This is a genomic window from Paracoccus sphaerophysae (assembly GCF_000763805.1).
Taxonomy (GTDB): Bacteria; Pseudomonadota; Alphaproteobacteria; order Rhodobacterales; family Rhodobacteraceae; genus Paracoccus; species Paracoccus sphaerophysae.
Window position 1 is genome coordinate 39,971 of the sequence record NZ_JRKS01000001.1, and the last position, 12,297, is coordinate 52,267.

Below are 12,297 nucleotides of genomic sequence, written 5' to 3' on the forward strand. Positions count from 1 at the left end.
GCTCCTTGCGTGACGGCGCGGGGGGCGCCGAAGGAAAAGGGGCGGCCAGCGCGGCCGCCCGTCCTGGATCATCGGGCGCGGATCAGAACCCGGCCTTGATCTTTTCGAACTCGGCCAGCTGCTTTTCGCGCTGCGCCGGGTCGTTGGGGGTCTGCGCCAGGATCGGCCCGCCGGCGTCGCCCAGGCCGTTCTTGACGCGGGGGTCGTCGGCGACCGTCGCCAGACCCTTGGTGTTGGTCGAGCCGTAGCCGATCGTGTCCAGCAGCCCCTTGGCCGAGGACGGGTCCAGCCAAGCGTTGATGAAGTCGTAGGCCTTGTCCTCGTTGCCCGGCCCGTCTTTCAGGTTGATGAAGCCGCAGAAGAAGGTCGACGACCCTTCCTTGGCCGCGCGCTGATAGCCGACCGGGTAGTTTTCCTTGGCCAGCAGCGCGAGCACGTCGTTCCACGACCAGGCCACGTCGACCGCGCCCGACGCCATCAGCTGCGCCTCGTCGGCGGGGTCCGCCCAATAGGCGTTGACGTTCTTGTGGGCCTCGCGCAGCCAGTCGGCGGCCTTCTGGAACTGTTCGTCGGTGACCTTGGTCCAGTCGGTCACGCCTGTGGCCAGATAGGCCAGCGCCCAGACGTCATCGGCGGAATCGGGCAGCGTCGTGCGGCCCTGGTAGGCCGGGTTCACGAAGACCTGCAGGGTGGACACGTCCTCGGCCGGCACCTTTTCGGTGTTATAGGCGATGGCGGTCGATCCGAAGTCGGTCGGGATGTACCACAGGCCTTTGTCGTCCTTGAACACCGGCGAGTTCAGGAACTTGGGGTCGATGTCGGCCACGGCGGGGATGCGGGCGGCATCCCACGGCTCGATCAGCCCGGCATCGCGGTATTTCGACACCATCTGGCTGCAGGGATGGGCGATGTCGGCCTTGAAGCCCGAGGCGAGCTTTTGATACGCCTCGTCGTCGTCGCCGTAGAAGGCAAAGGTCGGGCTGTCGCCGTGCTTGTCGATATAGCCCTGGAAGATCGACGGTTCCTCGAACCCCGCCCAGTCGAAGACGGTCAGTTCCTTATCGGCGGCAAACGCCGCCGGGGTGATGGCGGACAGCGCAAGCGCGATCGCGGTCGAGCGGATGAGGGTCAAGGCAGGGTTCCTCCGGTGTTGGTGCTTTGGCCGGACGCTAGCGGCGGCGGCGGCGCGGGGCAAGCGGCGATGCCGCGAGCGGGGCGTGAACGGGCGCGGCTGGCGCAACCTTGGGCAAGGCTTGCGCCCGGGCGCCCGGCTGGTGCAGATGGCCCGCCAGCAGAAGGAGCCGGGACCGATGCAGACGCTGCCTCACATCGACCGGATCGCGGGCCTCGCGGTGCTGTTCGTCATGGCGGTGCCCGCCGAATACGGCCCCGCGCTGCAGGGCCGCATCACGCCGCTGATGACCGGGGTAGGGCCGGTCGAGGCGGCGCTGGCGACCGGCGCCGCGTTGGCACGGCTGGCGGCGGCGGATGCGCTGCCGGACCTGGTGATCTGCCTCGGCAGTGCCGGGGCGCGGCACCTGGAACAGACGGCGGTCTACCAGGCGAGCCGGGTGGCCTATCGCGACATGGACGCCTCGGCGCTGGGGTTTCCGCGCGGGGTGACGCCGCTGTCGAACCTGCCGCCGGAACTGCCCTTGCTGCAGGTGCCCGGCCTGCCGGCGGCCCGGCTGGCGACGGGGGCCTCGGTGGTGTCGGGCGCGGGCTATGACGCCATCGACGCCGACATGGTGGACATGGAAACCTATGCCGTGGCCCGGGCCTGCATGGCGCACGGCGTGCCACTGATCGGGCTGCGCGGAATTTCCGACGGCGAGGCGCCGCTGGGCGGGATGCTGGACTGGACGCGCTATCTGGACGTCATCGACGACCGCCTGGCCGCGGCGCTGGACGTGGTCGAGGCGGAACTCGCCCGCGGCCTGCTGGGCTGACCGCTCAGTCCTCCAGCGTCTGGCCGTCGCTCTTGCGCAGGTCGTTGTGGATGGCCACCGCGGCCCGCGCCCCGGTCCCCATCGCCACGCTGATCTGGTCGAGCCCCTGCACGGCGTCCCCGGCCGCATAGATACCCTCGACGGTGGTGCGCTGATGCTCGTCGGTGACGAAGCACTGGTCGCCCACCAGGTCGGTGCCGACCCCCAGCCCCAGATCGCTGCGGGTATGCGACCCCAGCCCCACATACAGCGTGTCGAGCGTCACCTGCCCGCCATCGGCCAGCGTCAGGACCACGGTCTCGTCGGGGAAATCAAAGCCCGACACGGCCGCGGGAATGACGGTGACGCCGGCAATGTCGGCCTCGGTCTGTTCGTCCTCGGTCAGGGTCTCGCCGGTCAGCGAGATCAGGGTGACGTCGGGGCTATAGCTGCGCAGGAACAGCGCCTCGGCAAGCCCGTGGCGGTCGCCGCCCAGCACGCCGATGCGCTTGCCGATCTGCTCGAAGGCGTCGCAGATCGGGCAATAGCGCAGCAGCCCGCGCCGGACCGCGTCGTCATGGATATCCTCGGGCAGGGGCGGGCGGTGGTTCACCACGCCGGTGGCGAGCAGCACGGTGCGGGCGCGCAGCGGCCCCGCCTCGGTTTCGGCGACGAAGGATTTCCCCTTCCGCGACAGGCCGGTGACCTCGCCGTTGCGCAGCACGGCGCCGTATTGCTCGGCCTGCCGGGCCATGTTGCCCAGCAACTCGATGCCGACCACGCCCTGCGGGAAACCCGCGTGGTTGTGGCTGCGCGGGATCATCCGCAGCCGCCCGTCACCCTTGTCGACCACCACAACCCGGCGCCGGAACCGGGCGAGATAGATCGCCGCCGTCAGCCCGGCCGCGCCGCCGCCCACGATCACGCAGTCCAGCGGGCGGTCAGCCTCGGGTTCGACGGGCGCGCGCGCCTCGGCTCGGGTCTCTGGCCAGTGGTCTTCGTGATCGGCAGGCAGGGTCATCGGTGGGTTCCATGCGACGGCCCCGTGCCGTCATCTCATCCGCAACGCGCCGTCGATGCGGATCGTTTCGCCGTTCAGATAGGCATTTTCGACGATGAACGCTGCCAGCCGCGCGTATTCCTGCGGATCGCCGAGCCGCCTGGGGTTCGTCACCTCGGCGGCGAGGCTGTCCTGGACCTCGGCCGGCAGCCCGCGCAGCATCGGGGTGCCGAAGATGCCGGGGGCGATGGCGCAGACCCGGATCGCGCTGCGGGCCAGGTCGCGAGCGATGGGCAGCGTCATCCCGGCGATTCCGGCCTTGGACGCGGCATAGGCCGCCTGTCCAGCCTGGCCGTCGAAGGCCGCGATCGAGGCGGTGTTGACGATCACGCCGTTATCCTCGGCCCGGCCGTTGCGGGCCATCTCGGCGGCGGCGAGGCGGAGGACGTTGAAGCTGCCGATCAGGTTGACCTCGATGGTGCGGCGAAAGCCGTCCAGCCGGTGCGGCCCCTCGCGGCCCAGGGTCTTTTCGCCGATCACGATGCCCGCGCAGTTCACGCAGACGTCGATCCCGCCCATCCGGTCCACCGCCAGCCCGATGGCGGCCGCAACCGAGTCCTCGTCGGTCACGTCGGTCCGGGCGAAATGCGCGCCGATCCGGTCGGCGAAATCCGCGCCGGAGGCCTCGCGGTCCAGGATGGTGACCCGGGCGCCGCGGTCGCGGAAATGCTGCGCAGTCGCCGCGCCAAGCCCCGAGGCACCGCCGGTGACGATGGCGCGGGCAGTGGACAGGTCCATGAGTTCCTCCGTTTCAGATGTGGGATCACCAGCGTCCCGAGGCGCCGCCGCCCGAAGACGAGCCGCCGCCAAACCCCGCAGACCCGGTGCTGGTGGCGCGCACCGGCACCACGCGTTCGCGGTTCCCGTGCAGGTCGTAATAGGTGATGACCGGCAGCGGCACGATGCGGCTGTCCTGCCAGCCGCAGCTGGGGCAGATGCGGGCACGGGTCTGCATCGCGGTGCGCCAGCCGCCGCCGGGCCGATCCTCGCGCAGCGGCGTGCCGGTCGTGGTCAGGCCCTGGTGGCCGCATTGCGGGCAGCGGTTGCGCCGCCGGCGGTCCCAGCGCGACAGCCCGAACATCCCCGCGGCGGCGCCCAGGAACAGGGCGAAGGGCGGGATGCCGCGCGACTCGCGCGGCGCCGTCTCGGGCTGGCCCGCGGCATGGGGACGGGCGATGCGGTCGATGACCGCCAGCGTGCCCTCGCGCAGGCCGCGGGAATAGTCGCCCTCGCGGAACGAGGGCAGCATGACCCGGTTCATGATGTCCTGCGCCAGCAGTCCGGCCTCCGGCGGATAGGCGCGGCCAAGCTCGATCCGCGCCTCGCGGTCGTCGCGCGACACCAGCAGCATGAAGCCGTCATTGCGCGTCGCGTCGCCCACGCCCCAGTGGTTGAACAGCCGGGTGGCAAAGCGTTCCAGCCCGTCGGTGCCGCCATAGCGGGCGCGGTCGGTGATGGTGACGACGGTGCCCTGCCCCCCGGTCTGGCCGTGCAGCGCGATCAGAGCCTCGTCCAGCGCCTGGGTGTCCGCCTGGGTCAGCAGCCCGGCGAAGTCGTTGATCGAGGTGTGCTGCCAGTCGGGAAGGGCGGCCTGGGTCGCCGCGGGCGCAGGCGCTGTCTGGGCCACGGCCGGGCCGGGGCCGGCCAGGACCGACAGCGCGAGAAGAAGCGGGATCAGGAGGCGTCGCATGAAAGAGTGCCTTGCGCGATTTGGGCGGACGGTCGCCGCCCGTTAACGGCCTGTCAACCATTCCCCTGTTAACCCGCGTGAAAACGGGGGTGGAAGATGCGCCTGCTCGGATATGCGCTGGCCGTGATGCTGGCCTTTACCCGCGCCGCGGCGGCGGGGGACGGCACCTGGACGCAGGTCGATGTCTGGGCCAGGGGCGTCCAGTGGGTGACCAACGTCGAACGCGGGGCGTGGGTGCTGGGCACCGCGGCCGGCAAGGATGACGGCGAATGGTGGAGCCGCGCCTCGGTCCTGCGCACCTGGCAGTTCGGCCCCGAGAAGGCGCCGTGGAAGCTGCGCGCCGGCGTCGCGGCCCGCGCCGAACAGATCCCCGCGTGGGAGATCGAGGATCACGACCTGGCGCACTGCCTGCCCGCGGACCCCGACATGTGCGGGGCGCTGGAATTCGGCGCCCGGCTGTCGGTGGATCGCTGGGCCGAATACGGGCGCTGGGGCACCTTCGTGATGGCCGACTGGATCAGCATCGACAACGCCAAGCTGGGCGTGCTGGGCCTGACCCACCTGCCCAGCGGAATCGGCGGCCAGATCTCTGTCTGGCACGAGGAAGGGGGCGCGGTGACGCCGACGATCATGCTGTCCAAGTCGCTGACCAAGCGGCTGTCGGTCCGCTTCGGCCACAAGTTCGTTGAGGACGAAACCTTTATCGGTGTCAGCTTCTCGACCTACTGACTGCAGCCCTCAGCGCGCCAGCATCTCGGGGCCGCCGACGATCTGTGCGTCGATCCGGCCGACAGCATCGTGGTCCTTGCCGGAATAGTCGACGCGGCTGAGCACCGTCTGGATCGCGGCGATCCGCGCGCGGCGCTTGTCGTCGGACCGGATCACCGTCCACGGCGCGACCGGGGTGTGGGTCAGCGACAGCGTCTCGCGGATGGCGACGGTGTATTCGTCCCACTTGGCCAGCCCCTCGACGTCGATCCAGCTGAGCTTCCATTGCTTCAGCGGGTCCTTCTCGCGGTCGAGGAAGCGCCTGAGCTGCTCGGCCCGGCCCACGTTCAGCCACAGCTTGACGAGGATGATCCCGTCCTCGACCACCAGCTTTTCATAGTCGGGAAGCTGGCGGAAGAAATGCTGCCGCTGGTGATCGGTGGCAAAGCCGAAGACATGCTCGACGACGCCACGGTTGTACCAGCTGCGGTCGAACAGCGCGATTTCCCCGGCGGCGGGCAGCAGCGCGGTGTAGCGCTGGAAATACCACTGGCCCGCCTCGCGCTCGGTCGGCTTGGGCAGGGCCACGATATAGGCCGACCGCGGGTTCAGGTTCTCGCGCATCACCTCGATGCTGCCGCCCTTGCCGGCAGCGTCGCGGCCCTCGAACAGCACCACCAGCCGCTTGCCGGTGGAAATCAGGTCGCGCAGCATCTTGACCAGCTCGACCTGCAGCGCCTCCATCCGCGCCTGGTACTCGGCCTTTTCCATCTCAACGTCATAGGGATAGCTGGCATCTAGGATGTCGTTCTTGCCGGCCTTCTCTATCGCGGCGCGGATGTCCGGGGGGGCGCCGGTGCGGAAATAGTCGCTGATCTCGCCGACGAAGGGAATCTCGGGCTGGCGCGCGGGCTTCTTGCCGGCAGTCTTGTCCGATTTCCGTGCCGTGTCCTTTGCCATCTGTCAGGACCTTTCCATGTCGCGCAGGTCGAAGGGGGTGGTCTGGTAGATCTCGTTGATCCAGTTACCATAAAGCAGATGGGCGTGGCTGCGCCAACGGTTCGTGGGGGTCCGTGACGGGTCGTCGCCGGGATAATAGTTCGCCGGCACCGCGATCGGCTTTCCGGCCGCCACGTCGCGGTCGTATTCCTCTTTCAGCGTCCCGGAATCGTATTCCAGGTGGTTGAAGATATAGAGCGCCCGGCCGCGGTCCTCGACCAGGCAGGGCCCCACCTCGTCCGAGGCGAGCAGCGTCGTCAGCCCGGACCGGGCGTCGATGTCGGACTGGCGCACCTCGGTCCAGCGGCTGACCGGGATAAGCACGTCGTCGGAGAACCCGCGCAGAAAGGGCGAGGCGGGGGCCAGGTTGGTGTGGCGGAAGCAGCCGAAGGCCTTCGCCGGCAGGTCGTGCTTTGGCAGGCCGTGGCGGTGAAAGGCCAGCGCCATCCCGCCCCAGCAGACGCCGAAGGTCGAATGGACATGGCTGTCGGCCCAGTCGAACAGCCGCCGCAGCTCGTCCCAATAGGTAACCTCGGCAAAGGGCAGATGCTCGATCGGGGCGCCGGTGACGATCAGCCCGTCGAAGCGGTCGCCCGAGGCCTCGACCTCGGCAAAGGGGCGGTAGAAGGATTCCATGTGATCCGCCGCGGTGTTGCGGCTTGCGTGATCCGACATGCGGATCAGCGACAGGTCGATCTGCAGGGGCGTGGCGCCGATCAGCCGGGCGAACTGGTTCTCGGTCTGGATCTTCTTGGGCATCAGGTTCAGCAGCGCGATGCGCAGCGGCCGGATGTCCTGCTTGGCGGCGCGGTCCGGGGACATCACCATGACCCCTTCGCGCGACAGGATGTCGAAGGCGGGCAGGGTCGGGGGCAGGGTGATGGGCATCAGGTGTCCTCGGGGGTTGATCCGGTGGTCTTTCGGTCGATGGCGCGGGCGATCAGCGCCTCGAAATCCGCGGGGTGGGTCAGGGCGGCGACCTCGTCGGCCTCGACGGTGACGCCGCGGCGGGCCATCGCGGCATAGCGGGGCTGGCGATGGGCGAGCGCCCGGGCATAGGTCCAGCGCACGAAGGCGTCGGGATCGACCGGGCCGGGATGGTCGCGGCCATAGTCGCGCCACGCGTCATGCAGGAACTGCGGCTGATAATACATCGGCTTGGGCGCGGCGTCGAAGCGGTGCACCAGTTCAGCGGTATGTGCCTCGGTGCCGCGGATCCACACCGGCAGCATCAGCGCCGACAGCCGGGCCAGCAGCGGATCGTCGGGATCGTCGGGATCGACCACCTCGCAGATCGACCCCGAGGTGTCGCAGACGAAATGCGGATAGCCATACAGCGCCCGGGCGCGGTCGATGAACCGGGCGCTGTCCTCCATCGCGGCGATCTCGGCCGCGCGGTGCTGGTTCTGGCGGGTCATGTAGTCGGCGAAGTCCAGCCCGCCGCGGGACGGATCGCCGGGCTTGCCCAGATAGGTCGAAAGGGGCGCGAGGTTGTGAAAGGTGATATTCGATTCGATCCGCACGGAATCGGTCATCAGCAGCTCGCGCAGCAGCGGCACCTGCATGGCGTGGCGCTTGAAGTCGTCGGCGATCAGCTCGCCCATGTAGCGCGTGCCGATGCGGTAATCGACGCTGTAGTGGAACCAGTCCCCCGACCGCCGCAGCATCGAGGCGATGTGGGTCTTGCCCAGGCCCGACATGCCCAACAGCATGACCCGCTTTTCGGGCGCATCCCGCCACGCCTGTCCGCTGTGATGGATCATGTCGCCGTCCCCGTCCGCGCGCCGCCATATCGTCGCGCAGCCGACAGGTAAGCCGCGGAACCGGCGAACGAAAGGGGGATCGGCGCGCAGAAGAAGGCCCCGCCGGGTAGGGCGGGGCCTTGGGTTGCCGTGTGGCCGGGATCAGAAGCGGTAGCCGACGCGGATCCCGAAGCCCAGCAGATCGCTGTCGCGCATCTGGGCCCGCGCGACGTCGGGCGTCCCGGTTTCGGGATCGGCGTCGCCCAGCTTGGCATAGGTCAGGCCGGTGGTGATCTTCCACTGGTCCTGGGTATAGATCGCGGCGAGCGAGACCGACTTGCGCCCGGTCGTCGGCGACAGCGGCGACATCAGCTTGTCGCCCGCCTTTTCATAGGCGAAGGACAGCGATCCCGACCAGTTGTCGTTGAACTTGCGGCCGACGCCCAGGGTCCAGGTGGTGGTATCCTCCAGCGACACCAGCCCTTCGGTGACCCCGAAACAAGGCGGCAGCTGCGAGGCCGGCGAGCAGGAGAGCGCGGCCGGGCGGACCTGGAATTCTGACCAGTTCACCCAGCGGACCGACCCGAACACCAGCGTGTCGGCGGCAACGCCGGTCTGGCCTTCCAGCGTCCAGGACCGCGGGGTCTTGACCGTGGTCCGGGTTTCGCCGGCGCGCAGCGGCGCGCCGCCCAGCGTCTCGGTGGTGTCGAATTCGTGCTCGATGGGCGAGTTGTAGGTCAGCGAGACGCGGGCCTTGATGTCCGGCCGTTCCCAGCTGGCGCCCAGCACGTAGCCCCAGCCCCAGGCGCTGTCGAGGTCGACGTTATAGCCGCTGAGCGGGCCATAGGCCTGGCCGCTCAGGGTGACGTTGGCGTCCGCCCGCGACCCGCGCAGACCGCCATGCACGCCCCAGTTCTCGTTGAACTTGTAGCGCAGCAGGCCGGTATAGGTGGTCGAGTTCACCACCGCGCTGGTGCCGCCCAGCATGAAGCTGCCGCCCTCGGTCACCGGGGCATAATGCACGTCGGCGCCGAAGGGCTGTTCGACGATCAGCGCGCCCGACAGCTGGTCATTGAACTGGTGCTTGTAGCCGAGGCTGAAGAAGCTGTAGTCGTCCGCGACATTGCCGGTGCGGCTGCCGCCATAGATCGCCAGATCGCGGCCCGAGACGTCGGGGCTCGCCCGTCCGGCGCCGAATTCGACGTAATTGCCGTCCTCGAACAGGATGCTGAGCGATTGCGGCGCGCGTTCGATCGCGCCGGCAAAGACGGGGGCGGCGGACAGCAACAGTGCCGCGGCGCCGGTGAGCGTGTGTTTCATGTTTCTCCTCCCAAGGGCGCGCATCGGCGGGTCCTTGCCGACAACTCTAGCGGAACTCTGCGCCGGTGGGTCAATCATGTCGATAAAATGACGCTGCGTCCCGCCGCGGGGGGCGAGACAACGTGGCGCATCCGCAACGCTTGGCATCACCGGGGCGGTCCGGCAAGGATGGCGCCATGACACACGACACGCCTCGCGCCCGCCTGCGTTTCGCCATGCCTCGTCCGGTCCCGCCGGGGTTGTGGCGCCGCGTGCCCCCGGCGATCTTTCCGCCGATCCTGGGGGCTGCGGGACTGGCGCTGGCCTGGCTGGGCGGCGTGCGCGCATTTGCCCTGCCGCCGGCGCTGGCCGAGCTGATGGCCGGGATGGTCGTCGCCGTGGCGGCGTTCGCGTTGCTGGCCTATGGCGTCAAGCTGGCGCGCCGCCCCGCGGTGCTGGCCGAAGAGCTGTCGATCCTTCCCGGCCGCGCCGGGGTCGGGGCGGCGGTGCTGACGGTCTATCTGATGGCGGCGCTGGTCGGGGCCCTGACGAACCCCGCTGCGGGCCGGGCACTGCTGGTCGCGGGGCTGCTGCTGCACGCGGTCCTGCTGGTCGTGCTGGTCGGCGTGCTGCGCCGCGGTGCGCCCGAACAGCGCCGGGTGACTCCGGCGTGGCATCTCAATTTCACCGGCCCGATCGTGGCCGCGCGGGCGGTGCTGGTGCTGGGCTGGCCGGGGCTGGCCGGGTGGCTGGTCTGGCCGACGGCGATCGCTGCGCTGGCGATCTATGCGGTCAGCCTGCGGCAGGCGCTGTCGGGCCGGGTGCCAGCGCCGCTGCGGCCGCTGCTGGCGATCCATCTTGCCCCGCTGGCGCTGTTCGGGACCGTGGCGCTGGGGCTGGGCTGGACCGCGGCCGGGACCGCGCTCGCCTGGCTGGCGCTCGCGGTGCTGCTGGCGCTGGCGGCAAGCGCGCGCTGGCTGCTGGCCGACGGGTTCTCGCCCTTCTGGGGAGCGCTGACCTTTCCGGCCGCGGCCACCGCCGGGCTGTGGGTCACGCTGTGGTCGGCCGTGCCCTCGGAAACCCACCGGATCATCGCCGGAACCCTGTTGGCGGCGGCCACGCTGGTGGTCGTCCCGATCCTGTTTCTGGTGCTGCGGGCCTGGGCGCAGGGCCGGCTGGCGGTCAAGTCCAACGCCGCCATCGCCGGACCGCGGGGCGGGCGCTGGACTTTCCCCGCGACCCGTGAAAAGGGGAACTGCCAAACGAGCCCCTGACAGGATGACATCCGATGCAGATTCGCGAGGCGCTGACCTTCGACGACGTTCTTCTGGTTCCCGCCGCATCCAGCGTGATGCCCTCGACCGCGGACGTCACCACCCAGCTGACCCGCAAGATCCGGATGAACATCCCGCTGCTGTCGTCGGCGATGGACACCGTCACCGAAAGCCGCATGGCGATCGCGATGGCGCAGGCGGGCGGGATCGGCGTCATCCACCGCAACCTGACCACCGAACAGCAGGCCGACGAGGTCCGCCGCGTCAAGCGGTTCGAAAGCGGCATCGTCTATAACCCGATCACGCTCAGCCCCGACCAGACTCTCGCCGACGCCAAGGCGCTGCAAGAGCGCTATAACGTCACGGGCTTTCCGGTCGTGGACGGGCAGGGCCGGGTGGTCGGCATCGTCACCAACCGCGACATGCGCTTTGCCAGCGACGACCGCACCCCGGTCAGCGTGATGATGACGCAGGACAACCTCGCCGTGCTGCGCGAGCCCGCCGACCGCGACGAGGCGATCAGTCTGATGAAGGCGCGCCGGATCGAAAAGCTGCTGGTGACGGACGAGGCGGGCAAGCTGACCGGCCTCTTGACCTTGAAGGACACCGAACAGTCGGTGCTGAACCCGCTCGCCTGCAAGGACGATCACGGACGGCTGCGGGTGGCCGCGGCCTCGACCGTCGGCGACGAAGGGTTCGAGCGCAGCAGCGCGCTGATCGACGCCGGCGTGGACCTGGTGGTGATCGACACCGCCCACGGCCATTCCGAGGGCGTGGCCCGCGCCGTCCGCCGGCTGCGCGAGGCGTTCCCCGACCAGCAGATCTGCGCCGGCAACGTCGCCACCGCTGAGGCAGCCCGCGCGCTGGTCGATGCCGGGGCGGACGCGATCAAGGTGGGCATCGGCCCGGGCTCGATCTGCACCACCCGGATCGTCGCCGGGGTCGGGGTGCCGCAGCTGACTGCGATCATGGACGCGGTGGCGGGGGCCGGCGACGTGCCGGTGATCGCCGATGGCGGCATCAAGTTTTCCGGTGATTTCGCCAAGGCGATCGCGGCCGGCGCCAGCTGCGCGATGGTCGGCTCGGCCATCGCGGGCACCGACGAAAGCCCGGGCGAGGTGATCCTGTATCAGGGCCGGCAGTTCAAGTCCTATCGCGGCATGGGCTCGCTGGGCGCGATGGCGCGCGGCTCGGCGGACCGGTATTTCCAGAAGGACGCGGCCTCGGACAAGCTGGTGCCCGAGGGGATCGAGGGCCAGGTCAGCTACAAGGGCCCCGCCGCGACGGTGATCCACCAGCTCGTCGGTGGCCTGCGCGCCGCGATGGGCTATACCGGCTGCGCCACGGTGGAACAGATGCGCCGCGGCTGCCAGTTCGTCCGCATCACCGGCGCCGGGCTGAAGGAAAGCCACGTGCACGATGTTCAGATCACGCGCGAGAGCCCGAATTATAGGCTTGGATAATCAATGGGTTGCAGGATTTTCGGGGCGCCGCCATGGTTGAAGGTCGGCGCACCGGAAATCAATGGCTTACCCGAGTTCCTGCGCCGCCAACTAACGCAGAAAAGGTAGGCGATTTCCTGACGCGGACGGGGCGG

At 69.3% G+C, this 12,297-nt stretch carries 12 protein-coding genes; 4 read left to right on the plus strand and 8 right to left on the minus strand.

Annotated elements, in window-relative coordinates; translation table 11 throughout:
* Positions 1-82 precede the first annotated feature (82 nt).
* Positions 83-1,132, minus strand: coding sequence for an ABC transporter substrate-binding protein (locus IC63_RS00225; protein ID WP_036715841.1), 1,050 nt, complete (start codon positions 1,130-1,132; stop codon positions 83-85).
* Positions 1,133-1,310: 178 nt separating this feature from the next.
* Here IC63_RS00225 and IC63_RS00230 point away from each other — a divergent pair, with 178 nt between their 5' ends.
* Positions 1,311-1,949 carry a 5'-methylthioadenosine/S-adenosylhomocysteine nucleosidase gene (locus IC63_RS00230; RefSeq protein WP_036716091.1) on the plus strand — a complete coding sequence of 213 codons (639 nt, stop codon included), beginning with the start codon at positions 1,311-1,313 and terminating at the stop codon, positions 1,947-1,949.
* Positions 1,950-1,953: 4 nt separating this feature from the next.
* Here IC63_RS00230 and IC63_RS00235 read toward each other — a convergent pair whose 3' ends face one another.
* The 3 genes from IC63_RS00235 to IC63_RS00245 are packed head-to-tail and all read right to left on the minus strand — an operon-like array spanning position 1,954 to position 4,678.
* Positions 1,954-2,949, minus strand: a complete 996-nt coding sequence (locus tag IC63_RS00235; protein WP_084115277.1) for an NAD(P)/FAD-dependent oxidoreductase — start codon at positions 2,947-2,949, stop codon at positions 1,954-1,956.
* A gap of 30 nt (positions 2,950-2,979) precedes the next feature.
* Positions 2,980-3,726, minus strand: a complete 747-nt coding sequence (locus IC63_RS00240) for an SDR family NAD(P)-dependent oxidoreductase (RefSeq protein WP_036715844.1) — start codon at positions 3,724-3,726, stop codon at positions 2,980-2,982.
* 25 nt (positions 3,727-3,751) lie between these two features.
* Positions 3,752-4,678: a TPM domain-containing protein gene (locus IC63_RS00245; RefSeq protein ID WP_036715846.1), complete on the minus strand. Its 927-nt coding sequence runs from the start codon at positions 4,676-4,678 to the stop codon at positions 3,752-3,754.
* Between the two features lie 96 nt (positions 4,679-4,774).
* On the opposite strand from IC63_RS00245, the gene IC63_RS00250 reads away from it, so the two are divergent.
* Complete coding sequence (locus IC63_RS00250; protein WP_036715849.1) at positions 4,775-5,407, plus strand: hypothetical protein; 633 nt, start codon at positions 4,775-4,777, stop codon at positions 5,405-5,407.
* A gap of 9 nt (positions 5,408-5,416) precedes the next feature.
* Here IC63_RS00250 and ppk2 read toward each other — a convergent pair whose 3' ends face one another.
* The 4 genes from ppk2 to IC63_RS00270 form a co-directional block, all read right to left on the minus strand.
* Positions 5,417-6,346 (minus strand): polyphosphate kinase 2, encoded by a 930-nt coding sequence (ppk2, locus tag IC63_RS00255; protein WP_084115279.1) that lies wholly within the window; start codon positions 6,344-6,346, stop codon positions 5,417-5,419.
* A 3-nt stretch (positions 6,347-6,349) separates the two neighbouring features.
* A complete protein-coding gene (locus IC63_RS00260) occupies positions 6,350-7,273 on the minus strand; it encodes a homoserine O-succinyltransferase (RefSeq protein WP_036715851.1) in 924 nt (307 codons plus the stop codon).
* Complete coding sequence (locus IC63_RS00265; protein ID WP_036715853.1) at positions 7,273-8,148, minus strand: hypothetical protein; 876 nt, start codon at positions 8,146-8,148, stop codon at positions 7,273-7,275. The genes IC63_RS00260 and IC63_RS00265 overlap by 1 nt, the downstream gene beginning before the upstream one ends.
* 141 nt (positions 8,149-8,289) lie before the next feature.
* Positions 8,290-9,447: an OmpP1/FadL family transporter gene (locus IC63_RS00270; protein ID WP_036715856.1), complete on the minus strand. Its 1,158-nt coding sequence runs from the start codon at positions 9,445-9,447 to the stop codon at positions 8,290-8,292.
* A 176-nt stretch (positions 9,448-9,623) separates the two neighbouring features.
* On the opposite strand from IC63_RS00270, the gene IC63_RS00275 reads away from it, so the two are divergent.
* Both IC63_RS00275 and guaB read left to right on the plus strand, forming a co-directional pair.
* The gene (locus IC63_RS00275; RefSeq protein WP_084115281.1) at positions 9,624-10,700 is read left to right on the plus strand and encodes a TDT family transporter; all 1,077 of its coding nucleotides are present in this window, start codon (positions 9,624-9,626) and stop codon (positions 10,698-10,700) included.
* 14 nt (positions 10,701-10,714) lie between these two features.
* Positions 10,715-12,163 carry an IMP dehydrogenase gene (gene guaB / locus IC63_RS00280; protein ID WP_036715859.1) on the plus strand — a complete coding sequence of 483 codons (1,449 nt, stop codon included), beginning with the start codon at positions 10,715-10,717 and terminating at the stop codon, positions 12,161-12,163.
* Positions 12,164-12,297: the final 134 nt, after the last annotated feature.

Coding starts and splice junctions, on each gene's coding strand:
- IC63_RS00230 (WP_036716091.1), top strand. CDS start 1,311: ATGCAGACGCTGCCTCACATCGACCGGATCGCGGGCCTCGCGGTGCTG.
- IC63_RS00235 (WP_084115277.1), bottom strand. CDS start 2,949: ATGACCCTGCCTGCCGATCACGAAGACCACTGGCCAGAGACCCGAGCC.
- IC63_RS00240 (WP_036715844.1), bottom strand. CDS start 3,726: ATGGACCTGTCCACTGCCCGCGCCATCGTCACCGGCGGTGCCTCGGGG.
- IC63_RS00245 (WP_036715846.1), bottom strand. CDS start 4,678: ATGCGACGCCTCCTGATCCCGCTTCTTCTCGCGCTGTCGGTCCTGGCC.
- IC63_RS00250 (WP_036715849.1), top strand. CDS start 4,775: ATGCGCCTGCTCGGATATGCGCTGGCCGTGATGCTGGCCTTTACCCGC.
- ppk2 (WP_084115279.1), bottom strand. CDS start 6,346: ATGGCAAAGGACACGGCACGGAAATCGGACAAGACTGCCGGCAAGAAG.
- IC63_RS00260 (WP_036715851.1), bottom strand. CDS start 7,273: ATGCCCATCACCCTGCCCCCGACCCTGCCCGCCTTCGACATCCTGTCG.
- IC63_RS00265 (WP_036715853.1), bottom strand. CDS start 8,148: ATGATCCATCACAGCGGACAGGCGTGGCGGGATGCGCCCGAAAAGCGG.
- IC63_RS00270 (WP_036715856.1), bottom strand. CDS start 9,447: ATGAAACACACGCTCACCGGCGCCGCGGCACTGTTGCTGTCCGCCGCC.
- IC63_RS00275 (WP_084115281.1), top strand. CDS start 9,624: ATGACACACGACACGCCTCGCGCCCGCCTGCGTTTCGCCATGCCTCGT.
- guaB (WP_036715859.1), top strand. CDS start 10,715: ATGCAGATTCGCGAGGCGCTGACCTTCGACGACGTTCTTCTGGTTCCC.